Source organism: Microcoleus sp. N3A4 (genome assembly GCF_036701805.1).
In the GTDB taxonomy this organism is placed as follows: Bacteria; Cyanobacteriota; Cyanobacteriia; order Cyanobacteriales; family Microcoleaceae; genus Microcoleus.
Genome location: NZ_JAUBRJ010000032.1, coordinates 1 through 23,917, shown reverse-complemented (window position 1 = coordinate 23,917; position 23,917 = coordinate 1). Strand labels below are relative to the sequence as shown.

The window sequence follows — 23,917 nt, the reverse complement described above, 5'->3', positions numbered from 1 at the left end:
AATGGTAACGCTGCAATTAAGGCAAATCAGTGTACCCCCAGGACATAGAGTGTTGTTCCATGATGTCAACTGGCAGGAATTTGAAGCAATTTTAGAAGAGTTGGGAGAACACCGTGGCTCTAGAATAGCTTACAGTCAAGGAACTTTGGAGATTAGGATGCCACTACCAGAACACGAGAAAGCTAAAATCATTATTGGCTATTTAGTGAAAATTTTGTTTGAGGAGCTAGAAATCGACTTTGAACCATTTGGTTCGACCACTTTCAAGCGAAAAAGTATGTTACAAGGAATTGAACCTGATGAATGTTTTTATATCCAGAATTACGCTCTAATGATTGGCAAAAAACGGATTGACTTAACTGTCGATCCGCCGCCTGACTTAGCAATTGAAGTCGATCTAACTTCCAAAACTCAACTCGATGCTTACGAAGCTTTGGGAGTCCCTGAAATCTGGCGCTATGAAAATAACAAGCTTCTGATTAATGTGCTTCAAGATGGGAAATATGTTGAATCGGAAATTAGTCGGATTTTTCCCAATCTGCCAATTATTGCAGCTATTTCTCAATATTGCGAAGAAAGTCAAACAGCGGGTACGAGTCAAACTCTCAGATTGTTTCGCCAGTGGGTTAGAGAACAAATCAGGCTTTGATTACTGAAGTATTCACTACAAATCTGACTGTTTCCCAATGCCCAATTACCGATACAGACAAGTTATCATAAACTTAAATAAATCGGAGGTTGAAATGGTAACGCTGCAATTAAGGCAAATCAGTGTATCTCCAGGAAATAGAGTGTTGTTCCATGATGTCAACTGGCAGGAATTTGAAGCAATTTTAGAAGAGTTGGGAGAACACCGTGGCTCTAGAATAGCTTACAGTCAAGGAACTTTGGAAATTAGGATGCCGCTACCAGAACATGAATTCAATAAGGAAATCATTGGCGATATGGTGAAAATCTTACTCGAAGAACTTGAAATCGATCGAGAATGTTTTGGTTCGACGACTTTTAAACGAAAGAGTATGTTACAAGGAATTGAACCTGACAACTGCTTTTACATTCTGAATTATGCTCTAATGATTGGTAAAAAGCGGATCGACTTAACTGTCGATCCGCCGCCTGACTTAGCAATTGAAGTCGATCTAACTTCCAAGACTCAACTCGATGCTTACGAAGCTCTGGGAGTCCCTGAAATCTGGCGCTATGAAAATAAGAAGCTTCTGATTAATGTGCTTCAAGATGGGAAATATGTTGAATCGGAAATTAGTCGGATTTTTCCCAATCTGCCAATTATTGAAGCTATTTCTCAATATTGCGAAGAAAGTCAAACAGCGGGTACGAGTCAAACTCTCAGATTGTTTCGCCAGTGGGTTAAAGACCAAATACAAAATTGATATGAAATCCCTATTCCCCGCACTTGCTGTTAAAAAGCAGGCTTCTTGACGATCGCAAAAAAGCCATTTTCTCACAGCAAGCGTCCTAATTCCGTTGTATTTTTAATTTCGCTTTTGGGAAATCGAGAGAGAATAAGGGTGTTGACCTTGAGATCGATCGCCCACAAAAATAACATAAGTCCCCTTGTCGCCATAACCGGAAAATTCTACATTCCCCGCAGCAGCATTCGCCGGCAGGACGCAGAAACGCCCCCTCGGCCCCTGAATCATCAAACTCGGAGCTCCAGCGGTTTGTACTGCAATCCGCCAGTAAGGCAAATCCTGCGTTACTTCGATGACGTGGTTCGGTGCTTGGGACACAAAACCGCAGTCGCCACTATTGTTCGGGCCGCCGGAAACTCCAGAAACTCTCAGCGGTTCGGGAAATCCCGGAGCAATTTGTAGCGGTTGGCTCCGAAGGGCTCCGGCATCCGCTAAAATCATTGCCAAGGCTAGGGTCACGATCGGGCTAAACCACAGTTTGCCGCGATCGCCCGGATAATGGATCTTCATGTTTCCTCACACAATGGCATTTGGTTCTAGTTCTTTGACGGTAGGGGACAATGACGGTTCCGAACACATTAATCTAAACTAACTCCCGAATTTTTTTATGAATCCTCAAAATAACTTCAATTGGCAGCAAGCGTTCGGAGAACTAAAAGCTAAACTAGAACGATCGCCGCTGATCGCACAAAATTCAGACAGCTATCAAGCCGTCGGAACCTTATACAATCAATTACTCGACAAGTTTCAAAGACTCCCCAAACCCGGGCAGGTGGCAGCCTTTGCCGTCGGAGCGATAATTGTCCTGACAGTCTTCAATAGTGTCGTACAGCTAATTTCGGCCCTGATGACTCTTGCCGTTCTCGGAGTGCTAATCTACATAGCGTATAAATTGGCAATTTCCCCCCAGTCCTCAAATACTAACGACAAATAATAGGAATTTCTAAATATGGCTAGCCCCACCGCGCCCAGCGGCATCAATCAACCCGATCCGTCTTGGCAAACACAATCCAAGCAAATGCCACTGCTGGTTCGCAGGTGCGGCGCTTGGGCCGTGGAAATTTCGTTAATTGCCGCCAGCGCCCTCGTTCCCTTCAGTATCGGGGCATTGGTGAACAACGAATCTCAAACCGTGCCGCTCAATTCCTCAGTAGCAGCAGCATCCGAAACCGTCGCCCGTACTTTGGGCATACCGATGCGCGATCGCAACCCCAGAGTCGCACCTCTAACTAATCTATTCTGGTCAGGGGCGCTGCTGGCACCGGCAGTTTTAGCGGCGTGGCAACTGTTTTTGCTCGCCAGAACCGGTCAAACTCTCCCCAAACGCTGGTTCGGCGTCAAAGTTGTCACAGCGTCGGGTACTCCTCCGGGTTTTGGGCAAGTGCTAATTCGCGAAAGTTTGGGGCGCTGGGGAGTGCCTCTGGGCGTAGCTTACGGCATTTGGCGCTTGACCGGTGCGTTTCCAGATTTGCTGATTTTAGGGGGGCTGAGCGGCTTGGCAGTGATCGCAGACGGCGCTTTTACATGGCGTTACAAACGGCAAGCGGGACACGATCGCCTCGCGAATACTTTGGTCGTCAGCGATCGGAATCAACTGTCTGCCAATCCTGCCAAGACTCAAGATTGGACTGAGGAAGACGCGCAGATTGCGGCTTTGGTTTTGACTCCGCAAACCGACGTGAAAGAAAATCCCAGTTTGTGGAATTGGATGCGCCAACACCCGGGCACAACTTTAGTGATAGTTACCGTTGGCAGCGCGGGATTGATTTTAACTTTGTTTGTCGGCACTCTCATCTACACTCAAAGTCAAGCAAATATGCGGGATTCCCGGCAGCGGAACGACGAATTATTTGTGGCTTTAGTTAGCAAATTGTCTCCGACTTCGGCTAGCGGGGCATCGGGCAGGCGATCGGCAATTTTGGCTTTGGGGGCGGTGGAAGACTCCCGCGCCGTACCGCTGCTAGCGGATTTGCTCGCTCAAGAAGACAGCCGCGCCATGCTGGACTCGATCCAGCAAGCTTTAGTCAGTAGCGGCCCGAAAGCTTTGCCTGACTTGCAGCGGTTGAATCAGGCCCTCAGCAACGACCTCGATTCCCTGCGCTTTGGCGGCAAGGCCCCGGAACGCGAGTTAGCGGCCGCCCGCCAGAGAACAGTACAAAGGGCGATCGGCAAAATTCTCACAGTGTATAGCAGCCAGCTCAACGGCGCGGATCTCAGCCGCACGGATTTAGCTCAAAGTCCTGCCGGCCCCGCTCAGTTTACTTTAGTTTTAAACAAAGTTGACTTATCGGGAATTAAGCTCAGAAACGCCAATTTAACCAATGCCAGCTTGCAGGGAACTCGCTTTTACGGCACCGGTGAAGACAGGCGTGCGGGTACATTTGACGATTGGATTTCTGACTTGAGCGCAGCTAATCTTGAAGGAGTAAATTTGACCGGGGCATTTTTGAACAGTGCTGTAATGAACCGGACTACTTTTGTGCGCGCTGTCATGAATAAAGCTAATTTGTCAAGCGGAAATTTGAATTCAGCTAATTTCAGCAGTGCTATTTTAATTGGGGCAAATTTGCAGCAAGCAATGTTAAAAAATGCAAGTTTTACGGGTGCAGATATAGGAAGCGCGAATTTTTCAGGAGCTGATTTGTCAGGTGCGCGTTTGGGCCAAGTGAAGGCTCAAGGCACTCAGTTGTCCTTGACAAATTTGTCTAAATCGGAATGGCAAGGTGCAGATTTGTCCGGTGCGGATTTGAGCGGCGCTAACTTACAAAAAGCCGATTTGACTTCGACTAAACTGGCAAACACAAATTTAAAAGATGCTCAGTTACAAGATGCTAATTTGCGGAATGCGGATCTGAGTTCGGTTGATTTTAGGGGCGCGAATTTATCGGGCGCGAATTTTAAAAGCGCTGTGTTTCAGGGGAAAGCAGCTTCGGAGCAATTTATTCAAAATCCGGTAGGTAGTAAATCGGGTCGATTCCAAGGAGTTGATTTTGCGGAGGTTAAGAATTTAGATCAAAGTCAAATTGCTTACATTTGTTTGCAGGGGGGGATTCATCCGAAGTGCCCGCAGAAGAATTAACGGTTGGTTGTTAGCGAGTAGGGCAATAAAGTCGATCGAAGAACAGGTCGTTATATCAAATCCGGTAGCATCGGAATTAATATTACCGAAATCAGTTATGTAGGGTGCGTCGCTGTTATATGGTTCAATGGAACTTTGCAGATTGTTGATGGCGACGCACCTTACAACAAGATTGTGTGTACCCCATATAAATGGAATATGCTGTAAAATGCAGAGGACTTGCATTCCTCACTACAACCAAACGGAAATAATATTAATACCAATTTTACTCATTTCTTGCTAAAAACTTTTGTGTTGAGTTTCGTTTCACTGGCCCAACATACTGCTGCATTGTTTATTAAAATTGCTATTACGCAATAGCATCCGAAGTGACAAGAGTCTCAAATTGCGCCAGTAGCGTTCCATCAGTATTGTTGGCAACTCCAAAAATTCTAGGTAACTGACCTGTTTGGGCGAGAACTTGTCTCACTTCTCGGTTAGATACATCGGCGAGATTTTTGTTATTTAGAATGGCATTAATGGCAGCGATACCGACACCTTGACCAACTGCGGCGTTGAATTCAACAATTCTGCCGACAGAACAGGCAAACCCTTCAAATCCAGAACACGGACTGACCACTGCCAGGTTAGGAACGTTTTTAATTAATGCGTGGCGGATGCCAATATTAAAGATAGGCTGTTTAAAACTCATACTTTTCAACCACCCTCGACTGTTTGCTTTCTCGCCAATACCCGGGATGCCTCCGCGTACATCAAAATGATAGCTAAATGTTGCAAGTGCCTCATTAGCAGGTACGCCACCAAACAGCATTTGTGCGCCGGTTAAAGGTTCTACAACTCCCGTTACATTGCCAGCGTGTCTGATATAAAGTTCTGATGCAGAAGTAACAGAAGTAGCCCCCAAACTCCTCAGCCAAGTGGCAACAAATAACATCTCTCTTTGCATATTAGCCGTGGGTTTGCTCCCGCTTCTCGCTAAGGCTTCTGCTTCGCTGGCGGTGACTGCAAATAAAAGCGCATTCCACGAAAGTCTTTCATTTGGAAGTATTGCTATATTTCCCTCATCTAAAATTACGCCCGTTTGAGGCAAAGATAGCTTTCTTCCTCTAAAGGAGTGATAAGCTGCAGACAGAGCCGGCGAGCGAACATCGATGTAATCGTTACCCGCCCACAGAGTTTTGAGATTGCCTCTAGTGTCGATCATTTCCAGCCGGAGTTCTTGTGCTAGTTTGACATCCTTGCCTGCAGCGTACAGCAAAAAATTTTGACTTTCAGAATCGGCGAGGTTTGTGAAGCGTTTTAGATAAATGTAATCGAGTTCTTTCAGTCTTCTTGCAGTAAGTCCTTGGGTTTCAAAAACGAGGGTGACTGGAAGTTCTGAGTTAGGCAGACCAAATGTTTCAAATCCCTGCTGCTTTCTCACGCCGGCAGCTTGAGCTAATTCGGCATTGACAGTGGCATCAATAAATTGCTTGCCGGCATAAACTGCGCCTTTAGAGGTGGTTATACTGGCAATTTTTTGGCCTTCTTTACTGACTGATTGAATTTCTACTTTGCTGAGGAGAGCGACTCCAGCTTGTAACAGCATTTCTTTTAGCGCTGCACTGGCTTTGCGGGGGTCAAGTGCAATTGCGGTGACACCGGATTTTTGCAGGAACTCTTTATAGATTGCCGCTGGTGAACCAAAGGTATCTAAATTTAAAGATTTTTGAAGTTCTTGACTAATCTGACTTCTATCTAAATAAGCAAGACCGCCTCTTGCCAAATGCCCGCCAATCCCTTCTTGCAAGCTTCCTTTAGACATCAGCATAACTCGCGGATAACGCTTTGTCCGGCGACGATATTCTCTGGCAGCCGAGATAACAGCTAAAACTCCTGGAACTTCATCACCAAAGCCGATGACATCGTAAGAACGCAAATCCGTGACCATTATTTAATAACCTCTCCCGATCGTCATTTTTTCGAGCTGGATCTCAATGTTTGCCGTCAAACTCTCTGTTGGTTCCAAATTTAGCTGCATCTTTGGTGATTTTTGCGATAAATATTCACACATTCTTGGATGTAGAAATCGGGTTTTTTCCCGGAAATCCTTCGTTGAGGGCGATCGATCTCGGTTGAAAAACCCGGTTTCTGAGCGTCCAGAGTCGGTCAGTCTGGTGCTCTTGATTGCCATCAGGTCAGATTATCGGGATCTATCCCCAACTCTCGCAATCGCTGAGCTAGTCGATCGGAACGTTCAGCCAATCGATCGGCGCGCTGGGCTTCCTGTTGGGCGCGCTGCGATTCCTGTTGGGCGCGCTGGGCTTCCTGTTGGACACGTTCCGCTGATTGTTTTACCTGTTCTTCAGGTGTCAGATAGCGTTTGCCATCGGCATCATACCAATACAACCACTCCCTTGTCACCCCAGAATAATTTCCCCTTTCACAACCAATCCCCAAACCAATTTCTGGCATCCAAACTGGATGTCCTGGCTGTAATTCATACTTCCCATTGACTAACTTGTGTACTTCTAAATGAGGTTTACGGCGACGGCGGGAAGAATAAATGACGTAATAAAGTACGCCTAAAGCTTGATATTCCTCCAACTTTGTGCTGTATTCCTTGCGATAAGTTGGGGAAACTACTTCCAGCACAAAAGTCGGCAAAACATTTTCATCCCACAGCACGTAACTGGGACGCAATTCTTCATCATAAAACCTTTCTACACCTAAACTTAAGAAAGCATCTGGCACAATGTGAGGTTTATCGGGGTGATAATAGATACCCATATCTATGCCAAAAAACCAGTCCATGCGTTCTGACCAAAGTATCAGCAAGATTGCCTTTAGCAATCCCGGTATTAATTCTTGCAGTTCGTTATCCACAGGTGTTTCATCGGAGTCTGGTAGTTCATCGGCTGAGGGCCAGTGCCTCGGAAATTTGTAATCTAACATGGCGGCTTTCCTCAAAAATCACTAATATTATACCGTTGATTTGTTTGGCGATAGTATTTATTGAACGAACCGCGAAGACGCGAAGGAAGAGAAGAGAAGACGATCGGTAATTTTGATTTAGTTAATCTGAAGTAATTTTTGTAAAATATTTGCTGAGACTTACGCGATCGACTATACTAAGCCTAACGATTCGGTTCTAATGGGGAGCAGCCATTAGAGGAAACGGGGAAAGTTCGGTGCAAGTCCGGCGCTGTCCCGCAACTGTAATGAAGGTGATGTCGCTTTCTGAGTCAGGATGCCCGCCGATGTGTTGGTTTACATTGTCTCATCTGCGAGGTTCAGCATGAAGGCCGGAAATCGGAAATTGGTCAGCTTGGGATTGATGGCTGGCTTGAGTTGTTATATTGTCTTGGGCTCGGCAACGCCCGCCGCAGCTATGCACATTTCGGAAGGTTTTTTGCCGGTGCAATGGGCTGCGTTTTGGTGGATTGTGGCGCTGCCTTTTTTTGCCTTTGGGTTGCGTGCGATCGCCCGCATCACCAAAGAACACCCGGAACTTAAACTGCTGTTAGCTTTAGCCGGTGCGTTTACTTTTGTACTTTCTGCTTTAAAAATTCCATCGGTAACGGGGAGTTGTTCTCACCCAACGGGTACGGGTTTGGGTGCGATTTTATTCGGCCCTTCGGTGATGGCGGTACTCGGTGCTTTAGTGCTGCTTTTTCAAACGTTACTGTTAGCTCACGGCGGGCTGACAACGCTGGGAGCTAATATGTTTTCGATGGCGATAGTTGGCCCGTTTGCTGCCTATTTTATCTATCAATTGCTGATGCGAACTGGCAGGCAACGGGCGGCAATTTTTTGTGCAGCAGCTTTTGCAGATTTGCTGACTTACGTGGTTACTTCGATTCAATTAGCGTTAGCTTTTCCCGCAGCCAGCGGCGGTTTTATGGCTTCGTTTCTCAAGTTTGCTGGTATCTTTGCAATTACTCAAGTACCCCTTGCTATTAGTGAGGGATTGCTGACTGTATTAGTCTGGAATTGGCTGCATTCTTACGGGAAGCCGGAGTTAGAAACTTTGAAACTATTGAGACAGGAGTCATAAGCCATGAGTCAAAAAAACACAAGAAATCAGCAAGCTACTTCACAACAAAATTGGATGTTGGTAATTGCTGTGATCGCGCTTGCCGTTATTCCCCTAGTTTTTGTCCGGGGTGAATACGGCGGATCGGATGGGGAAGCACAGAAAGCGATTACGGAAATTCAACCGGACTATCAACCTTGGTTCAATCACTTATTTGAGCCTGCTAGCGGAGAAATTGAAAGTTTGCTGTTTGCGACTCAAGCGGCGCTAGGATCGGGCGTAATTGGCTACGCGATCGGGCTGTACAAGGGGCGATCGCAGCGACAAAAATCTGATGATGAATAGCCGTCGGAATGAACCATCAGATTGACAGTCTGGCTTATACAAATCGCTTGCGCGGGTTGCCGCCAACCCACAAATTATCCTTTGCGATCGCCCTGTTAATTCTTTCTCTGGTTTCTCCTGCGATCGTCCAATTGTCGATCGCCCTTTGGTTGGCTGTCTGGATCGTCATCTATGCGGGTATTCCGGGGGAACTGTATTTGCGGTTGCTGTCGCTACCGTTGATGTTTTTGCTGACAAGTTTGCCTGCTTTGGCGATGAGTGCGGTGGCGGGCGATCGTATTCCCGCAATTCAGTGGGATATCTGGCAAGGTTGGGGGATTAGCACCGGCACTTTTTATCTGTATGTGAGCCGCACTGGGATATACCAAGTGAGCTTGCTATTTGCCCGCGCCTTCGCATCGACAAGCTGTATGTATTTCATCCTCTTGACGGTTCCATTTACCGAAATCTTGCAGATTCTCAGACAATTACGCTGTCCAGAGTTAGTCACAGAACTGCTATTACTAATGTATCGGTTTATTTTTAGCTTATTGGCGATCGCCGATGAACTTTGGATAGCCCAAAACTCCCGCTGCGGCTATCGCACTTGGAAACTGGGAATGCGTAGTTTAGGCATTTTAATCGGGCAATTGCTTCAGCGAACTTTGGAAAACTACCGTCAAGTTTCCTTGAGTTTAGCGTCGCGCGGCTTTAATGGAGAACTTCGCGTTTGGAATTCTTCCCCTTACAAACCTTCGCGAAGATATACATTGGAAGCCGTGTTTGGCTGCACGGTTTTAACCATTTTAAGCGCAGTATTTCAACGCTAAATTTATTCTTGGGACTTAGCATGGGGGCCCAGAAACCGGGTTTTTTACGAAAATACTTCGTTAGAGCATCGCAGATTCAGTAGAAAACCCGGTTTCCGATCGCCAGTGCGTAAGTCCTCTTGTTGATAATTCTCGTATTATCGTTAGTTTAGCGGGCCAGATTTGAATAAGGGCGATCGCACTTCCTGCGACAGCTATTACAAATATGACTTTTATGAACTCGATGAATGAATTATATGAATTGACGCGAGCAGTAATTGAATGAATAATTACAGTATCAAAATAAATAGAAAAAATTATGTATCAAGATCCTAACAAAAGCAACAGCCCACCGCCGATTGTTTTTATTATTGCCATCGGCTTAATTGGGTTTGGCGCATACAAGTTTGTTCCCGGTTTATTGAATGCCAAAACTTCAAATACACCTACATCTACATCTACACAGGCAACGAGCCCATCGGGAGCGATCGCAAATCGCATCAGTTTAGGAAATCAGATATTGCTGACATCCCAAACAACAGCAGCAAAACAAGCAGGAGTTCAAGCTTTTGCTGAGGGAAATTACCAAGCAGCCGCCGAATATTTTCAGAAATCGCTGCAACAAAATCGCAACGATCCCGAAACCATTATTTATTTGAATAATGCCATTATTTATTTGAATAAGACCACAGCCAGCAATGGTTCTTCCTTAATAATTGCTGTCAGCGTCCCCATTGGTAGCAACCCCAATGTTGCCCAAGAAATCCTCCGGGGTGTCGCCCAAGCTCAGGATGAAATCAATAATAGCGGTGGCATCAACGGCGCAGAACTCCAAGTAGAAATAGTCAACGATGACAACAGTCCAGAAGTGGTCAGAGAAGTTGCAAAGACATTGACAAAAGATCGGAATATACTAGCAGTAATTGGACACAATGCTAGCAACGCATCTCTCGAAGCTGCTCCGATATATCAGCAAGAAAAACTGGTAATGGTTACACCTACGAGCTTGGCAAATAATCTATCAGGATTTGGCAGCTACATCTTTCGGACTGTTCCCAATATTAGCGTAATGGCGGCTCCCTTAGCAGAATATGCAGTCAAAACAGCAGGCAAAACTAATATTGCCATTTGTTATGACTCGCAAGCACCCGATAACATCTCCTTTAAAGATGAATTTGTGGCCTCTCTTACTGCTGCTGGAGGCAAATTAGTTCCGACTGTTTGCGACTTTTCAATCCCTTCTTTTAATCCCGAAAGTGCGATCGCCGATGCTGTCAGCAAAGGTGCACAAGGATTGATGGTAGCACCCCACGTCGATCGCATTGACCGTGCGATTTCTCTGGCTCGCATCAATCGAGGCAAATTGCCACTCTACGGCAGCACCACAATGTATACCTTTCAAACTTTAAAAGACGGACAAAAAGACGTTGACGGGCTTGTTTTGCCCGTTCCCTGGCATCCTGAAACTAATCCCGGTAGCCGTTTCCCAGAAAATTCCCGCCAGCGTTGGGGAGGAATTGTGAATTGGCGAACAGCAACGAGTTTTGATGCGACTCAAGCTGTCATCGCTGGCTTGCGGCAAAGCAATACGCGGGAAGGGTTGCAACAAGCACTCAGAAATCCGAATTTCTCGGCAGCAGGATCGAGCGAAGAAGTGAGGTTTTTGCCAACGGGCGATCGGGCTGGTAAGCCGATTTTAGTGCAAGTTAAACAAGGAGGAAGCACTGGCTATAACTTTGTCCCGCTGCGGTAAGTTTGTTAAGTGCGATCGCACTCACATCTTGCACATTCTCAATAAGCCTTTCAGGGGTGGGCATCCTGTCCGCCCCACAATAAAATTCCCTCTTCGCTTCACAGGCCGGAAAGCCTGTTTCTTAGCATGATTAAATTCTCCTTTTCTGTTGAATTAGCAGAATTTTTAAGATAAACTGAAATGAGTAGATTAAAGGAGAGCGTTGTGTATGATCGCGCAAGTTGAAACCAAAACCTACACGGCCCAGGAATATCTAGAATTGGAAATCAATTCTCAGGATCGGCATGAATTTATCAATGGGGAGATTGTTCTGATGGCTGGTGGCGCACCGAATCACAATGAAATTACGAGCATCTTAAATGCTATTTTGAGGGTGAGTCTTAAGGGTAAACCTTACAGTATTTTTGCATCGGATCAGCGGCTTTGGGTTCCGCACCTTAATAATTATACTTATCCAGATGTGATGGTGGTAGCGCGCCCGATAGAGCTGCAATCTGGACGGACGGATACAATTACCAATCCGCTGCTAATTGCTGAGGTGCTGTCTAAAGGTACCAAAGCTTATGACCGCGATGAAAAGTTTGCTGCCTATCGCAGTATTCCTAGTTTTCAGGAGTATTTATTAATCGACCAATATCGGCTACAGGTCGAGCAATATTCTAAAACTGATGCGAATAAGTGGATTTTTTCGGAATATAGCTGTATGGGCGATCGCCTGACATTAACCTCTATTCCTGTGGAAATTTCGCTGGCAGATTTGTATGAAAATATTGAGTTTGGTGAATAGGCGGACGATTTTTTGTCAAATATCCCAAATAGTGGTAATATCCCGGTATATCGATCGGCTCTGATGAAAAACACACATCAGACGCAAGGGGGAAAGTTCGGTGCGAATCCGGCGCTGTCCCGCAACTGTAATGAGATCATTGCATCTCTGAGTCAGGATGCCCGCCGATTTGTTTCCCTGTTGTTTTTCATCTGCGAGGTATGGATGATGGTGAGTTCAATATTTTTACAAATAATTTGCTGTTGTGCTCCGTTTCCCGATCGACAATAACGAAATTTTAGGCAGCGGGAAACTAAAAAAAATGCGAATCGAAGATAGTGTTTGGCAGGGTAGTTTTGGCTACTGGCAGAACTTGTTTATTCATCAGAATATTTTGCCGATCGGACATACTGCTTGGAATGGTTTTTTGCATCGAGGACGAGGCTTGGTTGCTTGCAAAATCAATACTCCCATTAACGGCTCTGTGAATTGGAGCGTAGATACTATAAAGTACGATCTGCAATTTATTTCGCAATTGCACGTAACTGCTTATTTGCAACAACTAGAAGTAGAGGAAAATACTGTTTCAAATCTGCTCCAAATCATTGCTAGCTACGAACCCAAGGCAGCAATTATATTTTTGTCGATCGCCAACGGTCAGATTGATATCAATTTGTTGCAAAACTTGGCAATTTCTCCTGTTGAGTGCTATGAACAGGTATGCAAGCGCTGGGAAGAATTTCAACTCTGCCCGAAATCCTAAAACTTACTAAATTTTCCGAATGTCGCAGCCAAAATCAATCGAAATTTCCAAGGTAACTCGCTACCAAAATGCAGCGCTTAATTACTATTTGGGCCTGACAGATTCGCCCTACCTTCACTACGGCTATTGGGAAACCCTACCTGTGCCCGCTGATGAACTAACACTCGCGCGATTGCGCGTCGCTCAGCAAGCTTATACTGTAAAACTGTTGGATGCGATCCCCAAAGGCACTCATACGATACTGGATGTGGGCTGCGGGATTGGCGGAAATGCGGCTTATTTGCTCGATCGAGGTTTTGCAGTGGAAGGGCTCGCACCCGATCCGTTCCAACAACAGCGATTTCTCAAGTGTACGCGCGATCGGGCAATCTTCCACCTCACGAGGTTTGAAGACTTTAAAGCAACCCATTTCTACGATCTTATTCTCTTTAGCGAAAGTAGCCAGTATATGTCGGCTGTTGATATTGCTAACGGTGCCGCCAAAATCCTCAATCAGGGTGGCTACGTGCTGCTTGCCGATATGCTGCGTTCTGATGCTAATTATCAAGAGGGAATGTTCTCTAATTGTCATGTTGTTACGGAACTTCATGCAGCCTTAAAGCAGGCTGGATTCACTTTAGTCAAAACTGAGGATATTTCGGCCCATATTTTGCCGACAATCGATTTATATGTCGATACTTTCCGCAGGTATGGACTGAATACAATGATCTATGTTGCAGATTTAATTGCGATCGCAGTTCCGCCCGTCCACAAATTCCTGCGCTGGATATTTCGTCGCTGGTTCAAGAAGCTGGTGGTTGAAGGATTGGAGGCAAGTCAACTTTTTGAGCAGCATTTGTGTTATGAAATTCAACTTTGGCAGTTGTCAAAAACAGATGAAAACTGACACAAATACAATGGAAATTGGTAATCGGTAATCGGTAATTGGAGGCACAGCCTCCGGGTATTTATTCCCAGGCAGAGCCTGGGAACAAGATTATAATAAATAATAAATAACAAATAACAATTAACAAATAACAAATATGTCTGAATGGATTCTCGAATTCGATCGCACTTCCTACTCATATCCCTGCGGTTCGCGAGTGGCAATTCAGGGTTTAAACCTCAAAGTACCCGCCGGGAAACGCTGCGGGCTGATCGGTCAAAACGGCTGTGGCAAAACTACCTTTTTCCTGTTAGCAAATGGCTTGTACCAACCGCAACAGGGAATCATTAGTTGGGAAGGTAAACCCTTTCGCTACGATCGCAAATCTTTGATGCAACTGCGCCAACAAATCGGACTCGTCTTTCAAAATCCCGAACATCAATTAGTAGCTTCCACGGTAGAAGAAGATATCTCCTACGGATTGTACAATTTAGGTTTGAGAGAATCCGAAATTGCTCAACAGGTACAGCAGGCGATCGAGCAATTCGATCTCAGTGAACTCGCCCGCGAACCAATTCACAATCTCAGTTTGGGACAAAAAAAGCGGGTGTCGATCGCCGATATCATGGTTCTCAAGCCCAAACTGCTGCTGCTAGATGAACCTACCGCCTATCTCGACCCGCGTCACACCCGACAACTGATCGGTTTACTCCAACAAATTCACAGCGCCGGAACCACCATCCTTTTAGCAAGTCACGACCTCGATTTCATCTACCGCTGGGCTGATTGGGTGTTTGTGATGGATCGAGGAAAATTGATTTTAGAAGGAACACCGGAAACCGTTTTTGCTCAACGGGAGGTTTTGGAGCAATTGCAGCTTGGCGTACCGCTGGCGATCGAGCTGATGGAGCAAATAAGGGCGATCGTTCAGATAGATGATAACTCAAATATACAGAATTTCGAGCTGTGGCAACAACAGATTTTACAATGGCGGCGGCTGCTTTAACGGGATTTAGACAATTTATGGTGTAGGAATTAAGGAAAGGGAATGAAAAGAATCTGGCCTTCATATTCGTCGGGCTGACTGCAACAAACGAATAAATACAAGTCATCAATGACCAGCCCGATCGGAGCCGTTGCAATAACTTCAACAACTCCGGGCATGGGCAACCCGTTTTTAATTCGTTCGTAGGCGTAGTCGGTAATTGTCGCCACATCATGGGTAAGCAAAATGCGCCCCTCATTGGCGGCCCATTCTAAGATAGTGGGATCGTCTGCGTGGATTAAACCTACATCCTGAATGCGAACAACATCTAAGTCTGGTAAGCGTCTGATTAAGCCTCGCAATATCGAACCGTTGAAGTTCTCATCAGTTAATAGACGCATTGGCTGTGAATTCTCCTTGATTCTGATCGCGATCGCTCAAGCGCTGCCTGAGATTAGCTAAGTTATACTGCTGCACAAACTGACTGTGCTGTTGTTGAGCTTTCCGGCGACGTTGATCTAAGTAGTTATCTATTTCCTGACGGTGGCTGAGATAGTAAGCGATCGCTGCATATATTTCTTCTAAATGGAGAACAGAATACTGAACCGCAATTTCTTCAGGTGTAGAGCCATGATGGTATGCTGCTAGCAAGCTATCGAGGGTAACGCGACTGTGACCAATGCGGATGCCACCAGCTTCATCCCAACGAAACGGTGGGGCAGCAACCTTAAATTCGATTTGATGGCTCATAAGTCTATTCTCAGAATAGTTGTGTCGATCGATCGTTACTTGTCTGCATTATAACCACAACCCGATCGCCCTGTCGGTGAGAAAAAGTGACAGGGTTTTGTAAAGGTTTGTAAGATCGCACTTGCAACCTTCATTTCCTATTATTTGGTGAGGAGATGAAGAAGGCGGATCATTGGTTAATTGCCTGGTTCTTTTGACTACCTGAATCTTTCCATCTTGATATCCAAACTAGAAAAAGAGCGATCGCACCAGGAGCAGTCTGAATCAGAAGTGTAGTCCACTTCAACGTTGCAGCACCAAAAATTCCAGCGATAATGACGCACGCTAGAAAGAAAACCTTAATCGCGTCACCATTTTTGCCGGAAACCAAGCCCCAAATCAAACCAGCAGTAATGAACCCATTGTACAGCCCTGCATTAGCAACTATTGGCGCTACTTTGAGCGCCTCGTCTAAAGTGAAGCCAAGCCTCTGATGAATGACAGGTTCTTTCCAGAAAAATATCTCGACAGCAAAAAGAATAATATGCACTAACGCAGCGATCGCTATGAATAGGTTGGCAATTTGCGGCATTGTAGTCTCCTTTATTTGATTTAACTAATGAATAACCTGAGAGCGATCGTCCTACTTAAGAATTCAAAACATCTCGATTTCTATGGATCAATCCCCAAAATTCTTCTTTGGTATTTCGATCTTCAAATCTGATAGCACCAGCCCTCACAAGTATTTTTCGTAGCTCGTCATCATCAAAACCACCTAACCTGTGCTTGATTGCTTTAAAACTACGTCTTTGCCAATTCTCATGCTCCAACAGTTGTCTGGCCACTTGTTCTGCCATAAATTCAGTTCGCATCTGGGCAAACTCAAACTTTATTCTTCGTTCTTGAAGAAGAAAAGACGCTAAAGTAGTAACAATTGCTGTTCCAAAAGCTGTGACGATCGATGTTAGGACTGTTGTAAGCATAACTTCTAATCCTGAGATAACTTTTTTGGGTCAAAATTTACGTCTCCTATCATCGCTTCTGCTTCGGCGAAAGCTGCCACTAATTTTTCCGGTGAGCTACTACCAGTGTGAAATCTCATTGATTCAGCTCTTAAGTGTCTTTGAGCTTGACGAAACCCATTACCTTTTCGTTTAACATCTGTTGTGCTAATCAAAGCTAATGAAATTGCGCTAATTGCAGAAAGCACTTTTGTTCGATGAGTTCCGAGTTCTTCAACAAAGGTGGCCACAAGTAAGGATGAGACAATTGAAGTCACTCCTAAGAACAGATAAATGGAATGCAATATATAGGCATACTGATGCCATCTTTTGATTTGATTTTCAATGTTTTCTGGTATTTCTTGCATCATGAATTCAACTATTAATTCAAGTGGTATATGCGCTATAACGCTAAATACAGGCAAGGCATAATTAAGAACTTAAGTACACCTTGTATGTGATTTAAAACAATCAGGAATAAGGTTAACTAAGTCCTAACTTAGTTCGAGTCATGGCACCAACTATTCCATCATCTTGAAGTCCAACAGAACGCTGGAAAGCTTTTACAGCCGCTTGTGTATTTTCACCAAATACACCATCAACTGCTCCTGGATTAAATCCTCGATCGCGCAATCGCTGTTGTAGTTTGATAACGGCTGAACCTGTTGAGCCAAACTTTAGATCCACAACTTGCGAATCATTTTCTAGCTCTTCTGGCATAAATTGCAGACCTAGCTTATCGGCAACTTGTTTTCTCAAACGGGGAAGTTGACTGTACAATAAATCACCCGGACAATCAGTATTACTGAAATCTCTGTGTCCCTTAATATTAAGCGGACTAATATTGCAAGAATCACATAATGAGACACAAAGTTCTACAAGGCTCTGCCATTGCTTTTGACCCATTTGAAAGGTCATGAAATTGCCTTCATTTTCAATACCAGGAGATTGATTGCCGTTGGCTAATTTTCCTGGGTCTTGTGCTGCATGGGCTGACTGGATACAAAACCCTTGTTTTACAGCATTTAGGGAACCGTGCCGGCCTTCTAGAATAAACCCCCCGGTTGTATTTAAGAAGTTGTGTCCTGAGTCCGACCAATCATTATCATCCATGTGTACATTTTGAATGATTCGCGCGAACCGAAGTGCGCCTTCAATTGTGCCTGTTGATGGGTCGTTAGGAGGGTTTTGGTTGTCTGTATGATGGACGATGACATAACGGGGAATAGTCCTTTGGAAAGGAAATGTTCCAGATTTGGGCGGTCTGGCTCCCCATGCTTCTGCTGTTACAACTTTTGCGGTAAATGGCATAAAAAATGACTCCAAATTGTTGAAGTTTTAGGCTATGGCTTTGAAATAATACTCAGCGATTTGCACGATGTTGTCAGCCCTGTTCAGTCCATTTACTATTCTTCTGGCGTTCAAAAAATCTCGTCGATCGCCAACAATGAAATCACTCAAGCCCACACCGGTAAAACTACCATCACGCATCCCCCGAACTAGAATAATGGCAGCAATTTCAGGGAGAGCGGCTTTTTCGGGATTATCTATCAAGTTAATTCCTAGTTTTGCACTCCAGATTCGGTAGTTCCGACGACCTGTAATTTGGACAAAACCTCTTCCTTTGAAGCGAGGGCCATCACCGGGTTCAGTGTTCCCTATATCTTCGCGACCTTCCAGATACCACCCATCAGATAATTCCATCATGAAGCGTCCAAAATGGGATTCATGTTCGGCAGTTGCGAAAACATAGGCAATTTGCCCCCGATCGATGACGCCATTATCGATACATTGATTGAGGACAAGAGGCAAATTTTTCTTGGCAAAGGGGCGAATTTCCGATGGGCATTGAGCAATATCTAAAATATTATCAACGCTAGAGAAGCCACCTGGCATATCCCAAATCTGGGGTTTGCGACTAACTATTGTGATTTCTTCTGACTTCACCTTCAGCAACTCAGCCCAGGTATTGCGATCGACTTTGCCTGTTACCTTTAGTCCACCTGGGACAAATTGACTTCTATCAGCAGGACGCATCCGTTGAAATTGCTCCACTGCTGCCTTAGTGACAGACCCCAAAAGTCCGTCAATTTTGGCATCTTTTGGTAATACTCCCCAATCTTTCAAGCGCCTTTGCAGGATTTCGACATCATCTATCAGGTGAGGGGTATCAATAATCCCGTCATTGAGTTCTAACTCAACTTTTTCAATCGCCATATTCAAATCTCCAATTAGTAATAATGACTTTCTCTGGACTTGCGCTAGAAGCCTTGAGCATTTATGCCAGCATTTTTAATGCTCTGCGAGTTTGCGGGCCGATTATTCCATCTATCCCTAGCCCTTCACGTTTCTGGAATATCTCAACCGCAAGTTTGGTCGCTTCGTTGTAAATTCCATTCATCTGCTGGGCTTCGAGTAAACCCTCTTTAAGTAGGGCTTGTTGCACTTTCCGCACATCTTCACCTTTCATTGGTGGACTAATTAGCTTGAGAAGTCTTGCTATTGCAAAACCGTTGGCGGGCGATCGATCCAAACGTGCCGCGGTTTCAGGTCCGTAGTCACTATCTTCACCAATTAGATCCTTGGGATTATGTTTATTCCAGAGAATCTGAAAAGCTTTGACTCCAATGTCTCCAATGTCATCTCGAACACCCCCACCCATGTAGGTGAAATGTACTGGATCGTGAACTCCTAAATTCTGCCAGCCTTCGGCTTCCAATGCAGGTATCCATTCTTCAAAATCTGGAGTATCAATGGCAAGACCATCTTCATGGTTACTCCGTCCGGGTTTCGCTGCTATCGCTACGCATTCAGAACCTTGCCAACTGAATAGAATATGTTGTTGGACAACAGTCCGATAGGCCGAATTAAGTCTGAGTGTTACCCCTCTTCTTTTAATCGCACGTCGCAGAGATTCTTTTGCCTTGGGTTGCAAGAAAAAATTAACTGTTGCTTCCTTACCTGATACGTCCAAATCATCAAAGCTAACTAGAACATTGGGAATTAGCAGGTTCATTTCATCAATGACCTGAAGGCTAAGTTGTTTCACATCCTGTGTGCCACAAGTACCATTAGCGTGAGTTTGAATAATGTTTCTAACTGTTGCCATGATCATCCTCTAATCAACTAACTATTAAAGAATAAACCACGCCCGATCGCCCTGCCGGTGAGAAAAAGTGACATGGTTTTGTAAACTTACGTAAATTTACTCAATCGATTTGAGATTTGATATCTGAGATTGTGCAATTAACCTCATCCCAAATCCGGGTCAAATATCCCCCTTATTTTTCAGTCTCGGAAGGCGGACTTTGTTTAGTAGCGGTTTCAACCGCCAAGTATAAAAGGGATTACCTTGCGGTTAATTCAGTTAATTTGTTTTCTTTCCTGAACAGCAACTCGCACTCATGAAACATCAGTAAATTTACTGAATAGGTCAAATTGGCAAGCTATGAAAGGACAAGAGGCGATCGCCCTAGTTGATAGTCTGTTACAATCCGCAAACAAAAAGCAAAAACTCAATGACATTCAATCCCGCGTCTTTCTGGAAACTTGGGAGGGACACTCTTATCAAGAGATAGCCGATCGCTTACTTTACGAACATGACTATATCAAAAAAGTCGGTTCGCATTTGTGGCGAAATCTCTCTCAAATCATCGGCGAAAAAATCTCAAAGCAAAATCTGCAAGCAGTCTTGCGCCGCTACCAGCATTGCTGTGCGGGCATCTTGCACGCTAGCGAAGCAGATAACTGCACCCAAGATTGGGGAGAAGCGATCGATGTTTCCCAATTTTACAACCGGCAACAGGAACTCGAAACATTAGAAACTTGGATTAGCGGCAATTCTACTCGTCTGATCGGTATTTTTGGACTTGGCGGTATCGGCAAAACTTCTCTGTCTGTAAAACTCGCTCAGCAAATTCAATCTCAGTTTGAATTCGCGATTTGGCGGAGTTTGCAGCAAGCACCGCAATTAGATGTTATCCTCAGCAATATTTTGCCGATTTTAACTAATTCATCAGCCACAAACAATCACTCTATTCCTGCTCTCATGGAACAGTTGCGACAAAAACGCTGTTTGTTAATTTTCGACAATCTAGAGTCGATTTTGCAAGGTGGAAATCGCAGCGGACAATATCAACAAGGCTATGAAGATTACCGACAGTTATTGGCGCGCATTGCTGACGAACCCCACCGAAGTTGTATGATTTTAACCGGACGAGAAAAACCGGGCGGGTTTGCTGTGCGATCGGGCGAAAATTTACCCGTGCGATCGCTCAAACTCTTCGGAGTTTCACCGCCAGTATGCCAGCAAATCCTCGCCGCCAAAGGATTAAAGGCAACGCTATTGCAGTGTCAAGATATTGTCAACTACTTTGGCGGCAATCCCCTCGCCCTCAAACTTGCTGCAACGACGATTAAAACACTTTTTGGCGGTGATATTCACGCATTTTTAGTGCAAGGAAATACTGTTTTTAGCGACTTGTGGGATTTGCTCGATCGCCAGTTCGATCGCTTGTCACCCCTGCAACAAAAAATCATGTACTGGATCGCCATTAATCAAGAAGGAGCTACCCCTGCGAAGTTAAAAGCGGAAATTTTGCCCAAAGTTTCGGGACGGCAACTGATGGAAGCATTGGAGGCGCTGGCTGAACGATCGCTCATCGAAGATCGGCGATCGCTCAATGATACCGCACCGACAAGTTTAATGCTACAACCGGCGATCGTCGAGTATGTCAGAGAACGCTTGCTCCAAACTGCTGAGCAAGGAACGATCGCAAACAAACTTAACTCATGAACACTCATGTCTTAATTGAATCCCAAACCCAAGACTAGATCGGCGACTCATAAATTCAACTGATTTTGTATCCTTTAATTGAACGTCTGTTAACCCATTTTAAAACTGCTATTCAACTCAAACAGCACCTAGGCAATATTTTAGCTTGGTTGCGCGATCGAAAAGCAAACCCGACAGATTATGCTGCGGTTAATTTACTGAATTTATCCAGTCAGAAACCGGGTTTTTTACGAAAATACTGCGTTGTGGCCCGCAGATTCGGTATAAAAACCCGGTTTCTTTGTCGGAGTGCGATCGCGAACTGATTAAGTGCGATCGTACCAACTTTGCAGCGCCAAGCGGTGAACTTCCCGCCAGCTAATATTTTTAAGTCGGGCAATTTCCGCGCAATCTTCGTATTCCGGCTGCACGTTAACAATCGTTTGTCCAGACTTCGCAACTTTTATTTGCACTTCACCGTATTCTGTTTGAACTGTCTGGATTTCCCGGTGCAAAATAGTTCTCTGTTGAGTCGATCGCCTAATTCCCAAAGTAGTAGTTTCGCGAAAGATAACTGCTTCACAAGCATCCTGAAATTCGGGATGACAAATCGCAGTTAACAAAACCCCCAGCCGCGACTTTTTCATCACAATTGGCGCAGTAAAAACATCCAGAGCTCCGCAGGCAAACAAAGCATCGAAAACATAGCCGATCGCCTGCGGACTCAAATCATCAATTTGCGTTTCCAATACCGTAATAGTTTCTATGGAATTGGTAATCGGTAATTGGGAATCGGTAATGGGGAATTGGGAATTAGTAGCCGTCTTTCTCCCACTCTCCCACTCTCCCCCTCTCCCCCTCTCCCCCTCTTCCTTCTCCCCAATCCAGAGGCGCAAGATATTAGGAATTGCCAGCATTCGAGAACCTGCACCCAATCCGATCGCCTGAAGCTGCATCGGCGGCGGCGGGCCAAAAGCAGCAGCGAAAGTACAGGCGATCGCAGTTCCCGTAGGAGTGCACAATTCGCGATCGATCCCGTTGCTGTAAACCGGCACTCGGTGCGTTTCCCACAACCGCATCACCGCCGGCGTCGGCACCGCTAACTTACCGTGGGCCGCCTTCACCGTACCCCCACCAGTCGGCATTGCCGAAAAGTAAAATTCATCAATATCCAACCAATCCAAACCCAAACAAGTACCGACAATATCAATAATTGCATCCGTCGCCCCCACCTCGTGAAAGTGAACCTCGCTTGCGGGGATACCGTGTACGGCACCTTCTGCATCTGCTAATTTCCCAAATACGGCCAAACTCCAGGCTTCCACGCGCGGAGGCAATTTTGCAGAGACAATAATCTGCTTGATTTCTGGCAAATGGCGGTGATGAGTGTGGCTAATTTCCGCATCTGCTTCGCCGTGACTGTGAGAATGTTCTTCCCCGTGATGGTGGTGGTGGCGGGCGTCAAAAGTCGGGGATTCCGTTTCCGAGGGATCGAGTGTGGAATCAGCGGGATTTTCTGGTTTTAACCACAAATCGGCACTTAAATCGACATAAAATTTAGTTGCTTGTTGAGTATTCCGGTGGACTAATTCCGTCCGCAACTGGTACTCTGTCGAAATGCCGAGCAAATTGAGTTTTTCGATTAGGTATTCTAAAGGAACGCCGGCGTGGACGAGAGCTCCTATGCACATATCGCCAGCAATGCCGGTCGGACAGTCAAAATAAGCTATTTTATTCATTGTTAACAATTAATTTTTAGCCTTGATTGTTTCACTCGATATTTCGATCGCCCACTTAGCCTGCAATATCTTAACATGGCAACTATTTACGAAGTGCATCCAGTCGCACCGCAAAAAGACCGGATCGAGAAGATTACAAAAGCTCTGAAAGATGGGGCAGTGATGCTTTATCCGACAGATACAGTTTACGCGATCGGCTGCGATCTCAACTCCAAATCTGCGGTAGAACGAGTCAGGCAGATCAAGCAACTATCCAATGATAAGCCTTTAACGTTCCTGTGTTCCTCTCTGTCAAATATTACCGACTATGCTGCCGTCAGCGATGAAGCATACAGAATTATCAAGCGGTTAATACCAGGGTCTTATACATTTCTGCTGCCAGCCACCAAGTTAGTGCCGCGGCTGGTAATGAACCCAAAACGCAAAACCACTGGAATTCGCGTTCCCGACCAGCGGCTTTGTTTTACACTGTTGGAAGCTTTGGGAAATCCAATTATTTCAACATCCGCTCACATTACCACGGATGATGAAGGTGCAGCACCAGTCCCTGCAGCAAAAGCAGAAAGCTTTGGCAAAGCTGAACTTTTTGACTGTTTTTCTAAGTTAGTAGATGTGATTGTCGATGACGGTTCCGATCCGGGATATCAAGTTTCTACCATTCTCGATTTGACACAAAGCGAACCGATTGTTGTTCGCCGCGGTTTGGGATGGGAAGCTGTCGCCGTTTGGGAAAAAGATTAAAATTTGAGGATGCTTTCGCTTCTCGAACAGTCCGCCGGGGGTTCAAAACCCCCGTCTCATAGCGAAAGTCCTCCTAAGAAACTCAATCTAACTGTGGAGTTTTAGCAACTAGCTCAAACCCAAAAGACTCAGCAGTTTTCT

The 23,917-nt window shown here is 45.2% G+C and carries 27 protein-coding genes and 2 riboswitches; of the genes, 15 read left to right on the top strand and 12 right to left on the bottom strand.

Annotated features, from left to right (window positions below; all coding sequences use genetic code 11):
- Position 1 precedes the first annotated feature (1 nt).
- Positions 2 to 649, top strand: coding sequence for a Uma2 family endonuclease (locus QUA56_RS19040; protein WP_333360379.1), 648 nt, complete (start codon positions 2 to 4; stop codon positions 647 to 649).
- A 94-nt stretch (positions 650 to 743) separates the two neighbouring features.
- Positions 744 to 1,391 carry a Uma2 family endonuclease gene (locus QUA56_RS19035; RefSeq protein ID WP_333360377.1) on the top strand — a complete coding sequence of 216 codons (648 nt, stop codon included), beginning with the start codon at positions 744 to 746 and terminating at the stop codon, positions 1,389 to 1,391.
- Between the two features lie 102 nt (positions 1,392 to 1,493).
- Here QUA56_RS19035 and QUA56_RS19030 read toward each other — a convergent pair whose 3' ends face one another.
- Complete coding sequence (locus QUA56_RS19030; RefSeq protein WP_333360375.1) at positions 1,494 to 1,943, bottom strand: hypothetical protein; 450 nt, start codon at positions 1,941 to 1,943, stop codon at positions 1,494 to 1,496.
- A gap of 97 nt (positions 1,944 to 2,040) precedes the next feature.
- Here QUA56_RS19030 and QUA56_RS19025 point away from each other — a divergent pair, with 97 nt between their 5' ends.
- Both QUA56_RS19025 and QUA56_RS19020 read left to right on the top strand, forming a co-directional pair.
- A complete protein-coding gene (locus QUA56_RS19025) occupies positions 2,041 to 2,367 on the top strand; it encodes a hypothetical protein (protein ID WP_333360372.1) in 327 nt (108 codons plus the stop codon).
- Positions 2,368 to 2,382: 15 nt separating this feature from the next.
- Positions 2,383 to 4,512 (top strand): pentapeptide repeat-containing protein, encoded by a 2,130-nt coding sequence (locus QUA56_RS19020; RefSeq protein ID WP_333360371.1) that lies wholly within the window; start codon positions 2,383 to 2,385, stop codon positions 4,510 to 4,512.
- A 349-nt stretch (positions 4,513 to 4,861) separates the two neighbouring features.
- Here QUA56_RS19020 and QUA56_RS19015 read toward each other — a convergent pair whose 3' ends face one another.
- Positions 4,862 to 6,442, bottom strand: coding sequence for an FAD-dependent oxidoreductase (locus QUA56_RS19015; protein WP_333360368.1), 1,581 nt, complete (start codon positions 6,440 to 6,442; stop codon positions 4,862 to 4,864).
- A 50-nt stretch (positions 6,443 to 6,492) separates the two neighbouring features.
- Here QUA56_RS19015 and QUA56_RS19010 point away from each other — a divergent pair, with 50 nt between their 5' ends.
- Complete coding sequence (locus tag QUA56_RS19010; RefSeq protein WP_333360366.1) at positions 6,493 to 6,630, top strand: hypothetical protein; 138 nt, start codon at positions 6,493 to 6,495, stop codon at positions 6,628 to 6,630.
- Between the two features lie 54 nt (positions 6,631 to 6,684).
- Here QUA56_RS19010 and QUA56_RS19005 read toward each other — a convergent pair whose 3' ends face one another.
- A complete protein-coding gene (locus QUA56_RS19005) occupies positions 6,685 to 7,446 on the bottom strand; it encodes a Uma2 family endonuclease (protein WP_333360365.1) in 762 nt (253 codons plus the stop codon).
- A 174-nt stretch (positions 7,447 to 7,620) separates the two neighbouring features.
- Positions 7,621 to 7,767: riboswitch (cobalamin riboswitch) on the top strand.
- Positions 7,768 to 7,789: 22 nt separating this feature from the next.
- On the opposite strand from QUA56_RS19005, the gene QUA56_RS19000 reads away from it, so the two are divergent.
- From QUA56_RS19000 to QUA56_RS18965, 8 genes are all read left to right on the top strand, one after another.
- Complete coding sequence (locus tag QUA56_RS19000; protein WP_333360363.1) at positions 7,790 to 8,548, top strand: energy-coupling factor ABC transporter permease; 759 nt, start codon at positions 7,790 to 7,792, stop codon at positions 8,546 to 8,548.
- A 3-nt stretch (positions 8,549 to 8,551) separates the two neighbouring features.
- The gene (locus QUA56_RS18995) at positions 8,552 to 8,872 is read left to right on the top strand and encodes an energy-coupling factor ABC transporter substrate-binding protein (RefSeq protein ID WP_333360361.1); all 321 of its coding nucleotides are present in this window, start codon (positions 8,552 to 8,554) and stop codon (positions 8,870 to 8,872) included.
- Between the two features lie 8 nt (positions 8,873 to 8,880).
- On the top strand, positions 8,881 to 9,681 hold the full coding sequence (gene cbiQ / locus QUA56_RS18990; RefSeq protein WP_333360359.1) for a cobalt ECF transporter T component CbiQ: 801 nt from the start codon (positions 8,881 to 8,883) through the stop codon (positions 9,679 to 9,681).
- A gap of 298 nt (positions 9,682 to 9,979) precedes the next feature.
- A complete protein-coding gene (locus QUA56_RS18985) occupies positions 9,980 to 11,413 on the top strand; it encodes an ABC transporter substrate-binding protein (RefSeq protein WP_333360356.1) in 1,434 nt (477 codons plus the stop codon).
- Between the two features lie 208 nt (positions 11,414 to 11,621).
- A complete protein-coding gene (locus tag QUA56_RS18980; protein ID WP_333360354.1) occupies positions 11,622 to 12,200 on the top strand; it encodes a Uma2 family endonuclease in 579 nt (192 codons plus the stop codon).
- Between the two features lie 38 nt (positions 12,201 to 12,238).
- A riboswitch (cobalamin riboswitch) is annotated at positions 12,239 to 12,383 on the top strand.
- Positions 12,384 to 12,501: 118 nt separating this feature from the next.
- Positions 12,502 to 12,942, top strand: coding sequence for a hypothetical protein (locus tag QUA56_RS18975; RefSeq protein ID WP_333360351.1), 441 nt, complete (start codon positions 12,502 to 12,504; stop codon positions 12,940 to 12,942).
- Positions 12,943 to 12,961: 19 nt separating this feature from the next.
- Positions 12,962 to 13,828: a methyltransferase domain-containing protein gene (locus QUA56_RS18970; protein ID WP_333360349.1), complete on the top strand. Its 867-nt coding sequence runs from the start codon at positions 12,962 to 12,964 to the stop codon at positions 13,826 to 13,828.
- Positions 13,829 to 13,964: 136 nt separating this feature from the next.
- Positions 13,965 to 14,813 carry an ABC transporter ATP-binding protein gene (locus tag QUA56_RS18965; protein WP_333360347.1) on the top strand — a complete coding sequence of 283 codons (849 nt, stop codon included), beginning with the start codon at positions 13,965 to 13,967 and terminating at the stop codon, positions 14,811 to 14,813.
- 29 nt (positions 14,814 to 14,842) lie between these two features.
- Here QUA56_RS18965 and QUA56_RS18960 read toward each other — a convergent pair whose 3' ends face one another.
- The 8 genes from QUA56_RS18960 to QUA56_RS18925 all read right to left on the bottom strand — a co-directional run bounded on the left by QUA56_RS18960 (position 14,843) and on the right by QUA56_RS18925 (position 19,631).
- Complete coding sequence (locus QUA56_RS18960) at positions 14,843 to 15,193, bottom strand: DUF5615 family PIN-like protein (protein ID WP_333360345.1); 351 nt, start codon at positions 15,191 to 15,193, stop codon at positions 14,843 to 14,845.
- On the bottom strand, positions 15,177 to 15,542 hold the full coding sequence (locus QUA56_RS18955) for a DUF433 domain-containing protein (protein WP_333360343.1): 366 nt from the start codon (positions 15,540 to 15,542) through the stop codon (positions 15,177 to 15,179). The genes QUA56_RS18960 and QUA56_RS18955 overlap by 17 nt, the downstream gene beginning before the upstream one ends.
- A gap of 169 nt (positions 15,543 to 15,711) precedes the next feature.
- Complete coding sequence (locus tag QUA56_RS18950; protein ID WP_333360341.1) at positions 15,712 to 16,113, bottom strand: DUF1304 domain-containing protein; 402 nt, start codon at positions 16,111 to 16,113, stop codon at positions 15,712 to 15,714.
- 55 nt (positions 16,114 to 16,168) lie between these two features.
- Positions 16,169 to 16,504, bottom strand: a complete 336-nt coding sequence (locus tag QUA56_RS18945) for a hypothetical protein (RefSeq protein ID WP_333360339.1) — start codon at positions 16,502 to 16,504, stop codon at positions 16,169 to 16,171.
- Positions 16,505 to 16,509: 5 nt separating this feature from the next.
- Entirely contained in the window at positions 16,510 to 16,893 is a 384-nt protein-coding gene (locus tag QUA56_RS18940; protein ID WP_333360337.1) for a hypothetical protein, read from the bottom strand.
- 112 nt (positions 16,894 to 17,005) lie between these two features.
- Positions 17,006 to 17,833 (bottom strand): N-acetylmuramoyl-L-alanine amidase, encoded by an 828-nt coding sequence (locus QUA56_RS18935; protein WP_333360334.1) that lies wholly within the window; start codon positions 17,831 to 17,833, stop codon positions 17,006 to 17,008.
- 27 nt (positions 17,834 to 17,860) lie between these two features.
- On the bottom strand, positions 17,861 to 18,739 hold the full coding sequence (locus QUA56_RS18930; protein WP_333360332.1) for a peptidoglycan-binding protein: 879 nt from the start codon (positions 18,737 to 18,739) through the stop codon (positions 17,861 to 17,863).
- 61 nt (positions 18,740 to 18,800) lie between these two features.
- Positions 18,801 to 19,631, bottom strand: a complete 831-nt coding sequence (locus QUA56_RS18925) for a peptidoglycan-binding protein (protein ID WP_333360330.1) — start codon at positions 19,629 to 19,631, stop codon at positions 18,801 to 18,803.
- Between the two features lie 339 nt (positions 19,632 to 19,970).
- Between QUA56_RS18925 and QUA56_RS18920 the strand changes: the two genes are divergently transcribed.
- Positions 19,971 to 21,317, top strand: a complete 1,347-nt coding sequence (locus QUA56_RS18920; RefSeq protein ID WP_333360328.1) for an NB-ARC domain-containing protein — start codon at positions 19,971 to 19,973, stop codon at positions 21,315 to 21,317.
- Positions 21,318 to 21,622: 305 nt separating this feature from the next.
- On the opposite strand, the gene larC is transcribed toward QUA56_RS18920, so the two are convergent.
- Positions 21,623 to 23,035, bottom strand: coding sequence for a nickel pincer cofactor biosynthesis protein LarC (gene larC / locus QUA56_RS18915; RefSeq protein WP_333360326.1), 1,413 nt, complete (start codon positions 23,033 to 23,035; stop codon positions 21,623 to 21,625).
- Between the two features lie 75 nt (positions 23,036 to 23,110).
- Between larC and QUA56_RS18910 the strand changes: the two genes are divergently transcribed.
- Entirely contained in the window at positions 23,111 to 23,776 is a 666-nt protein-coding gene (locus QUA56_RS18910; RefSeq protein WP_333360324.1) for an L-threonylcarbamoyladenylate synthase, read from the top strand.
- Positions 23,777 to 23,917 lie beyond the last annotated feature (141 nt).

Excerpts from the sequence above, each read along its gene's own strand:
- QUA56_RS19040 (WP_333360379.1), top strand. The coding sequence starts at position 2 with ATGGTAACGCTGCAATTAAGGCAAATCAGTGTACCCCCAGGACATAGA.
- QUA56_RS19035 (WP_333360377.1), top strand. The coding sequence starts at position 744 with ATGGTAACGCTGCAATTAAGGCAAATCAGTGTATCTCCAGGAAATAGA.
- QUA56_RS19030 (WP_333360375.1), bottom strand. The coding sequence starts at position 1,943 with ATGAAGATCCATTATCCGGGCGATCGCGGCAAACTGTGGTTTAGCCCG.
- QUA56_RS19025 (WP_333360372.1), top strand. The coding sequence starts at position 2,041 with ATGAATCCTCAAAATAACTTCAATTGGCAGCAAGCGTTCGGAGAACTA.
- QUA56_RS19020 (WP_333360371.1), top strand. The coding sequence starts at position 2,383 with ATGGCTAGCCCCACCGCGCCCAGCGGCATCAATCAACCCGATCCGTCT.
- QUA56_RS19015 (WP_333360368.1), bottom strand. The coding sequence starts at position 6,442 with ATGGTCACGGATTTGCGTTCTTACGATGTCATCGGCTTTGGTGATGAA.
- QUA56_RS19005 (WP_333360365.1), bottom strand. The coding sequence starts at position 7,446 with ATGTTAGATTACAAATTTCCGAGGCACTGGCCCTCAGCCGATGAACTA.
- QUA56_RS19000 (WP_333360363.1), top strand. The coding sequence starts at position 7,790 with ATGAAGGCCGGAAATCGGAAATTGGTCAGCTTGGGATTGATGGCTGGC.
- QUA56_RS18995 (WP_333360361.1), top strand. The coding sequence starts at position 8,552 with ATGAGTCAAAAAAACACAAGAAATCAGCAAGCTACTTCACAACAAAAT.
- cbiQ (WP_333360359.1), top strand. The coding sequence starts at position 8,881 with ATGAACCATCAGATTGACAGTCTGGCTTATACAAATCGCTTGCGCGGG.
- QUA56_RS18985 (WP_333360356.1), top strand. The coding sequence starts at position 9,980 with ATGTATCAAGATCCTAACAAAAGCAACAGCCCACCGCCGATTGTTTTT.
- QUA56_RS18980 (WP_333360354.1), top strand. The coding sequence starts at position 11,622 with ATGATCGCGCAAGTTGAAACCAAAACCTACACGGCCCAGGAATATCTA.
- QUA56_RS18975 (WP_333360351.1), top strand. The coding sequence starts at position 12,502 with ATGCGAATCGAAGATAGTGTTTGGCAGGGTAGTTTTGGCTACTGGCAG.
- QUA56_RS18970 (WP_333360349.1), top strand. The coding sequence starts at position 12,962 with ATGTCGCAGCCAAAATCAATCGAAATTTCCAAGGTAACTCGCTACCAA.
- QUA56_RS18965 (WP_333360347.1), top strand. The coding sequence starts at position 13,965 with ATGTCTGAATGGATTCTCGAATTCGATCGCACTTCCTACTCATATCCC.
- QUA56_RS18960 (WP_333360345.1), bottom strand. The coding sequence starts at position 15,193 with ATGCGTCTATTAACTGATGAGAACTTCAACGGTTCGATATTGCGAGGC.
- QUA56_RS18955 (WP_333360343.1), bottom strand. The coding sequence starts at position 15,542 with ATGAGCCATCAAATCGAATTTAAGGTTGCTGCCCCACCGTTTCGTTGG.
- QUA56_RS18950 (WP_333360341.1), bottom strand. The coding sequence starts at position 16,113 with ATGCCGCAAATTGCCAACCTATTCATAGCGATCGCTGCGTTAGTGCAT.
- QUA56_RS18945 (WP_333360339.1), bottom strand. The coding sequence starts at position 16,504 with ATGCTTACAACAGTCCTAACATCGATCGTCACAGCTTTTGGAACAGCA.
- QUA56_RS18940 (WP_333360337.1), bottom strand. The coding sequence starts at position 16,893 with ATGATGCAAGAAATACCAGAAAACATTGAAAATCAAATCAAAAGATGG.
- QUA56_RS18935 (WP_333360334.1), bottom strand. The coding sequence starts at position 17,833 with ATGCCATTTACCGCAAAAGTTGTAACAGCAGAAGCATGGGGAGCCAGA.
- QUA56_RS18930 (WP_333360332.1), bottom strand. The coding sequence starts at position 18,739 with ATGGCGATTGAAAAAGTTGAGTTAGAACTCAATGACGGGATTATTGAT.
- QUA56_RS18925 (WP_333360330.1), bottom strand. The coding sequence starts at position 19,631 with ATGGCAACAGTTAGAAACATTATTCAAACTCACGCTAATGGTACTTGT.
- QUA56_RS18920 (WP_333360328.1), top strand. The coding sequence starts at position 19,971 with ATGAAAGGACAAGAGGCGATCGCCCTAGTTGATAGTCTGTTACAATCC.
- larC (WP_333360326.1), bottom strand. The coding sequence starts at position 23,035 with ATGAATAAAATAGCTTATTTTGACTGTCCGACCGGCATTGCTGGCGAT.
- QUA56_RS18910 (WP_333360324.1), top strand. The coding sequence starts at position 23,111 with ATGGCAACTATTTACGAAGTGCATCCAGTCGCACCGCAAAAAGACCGG.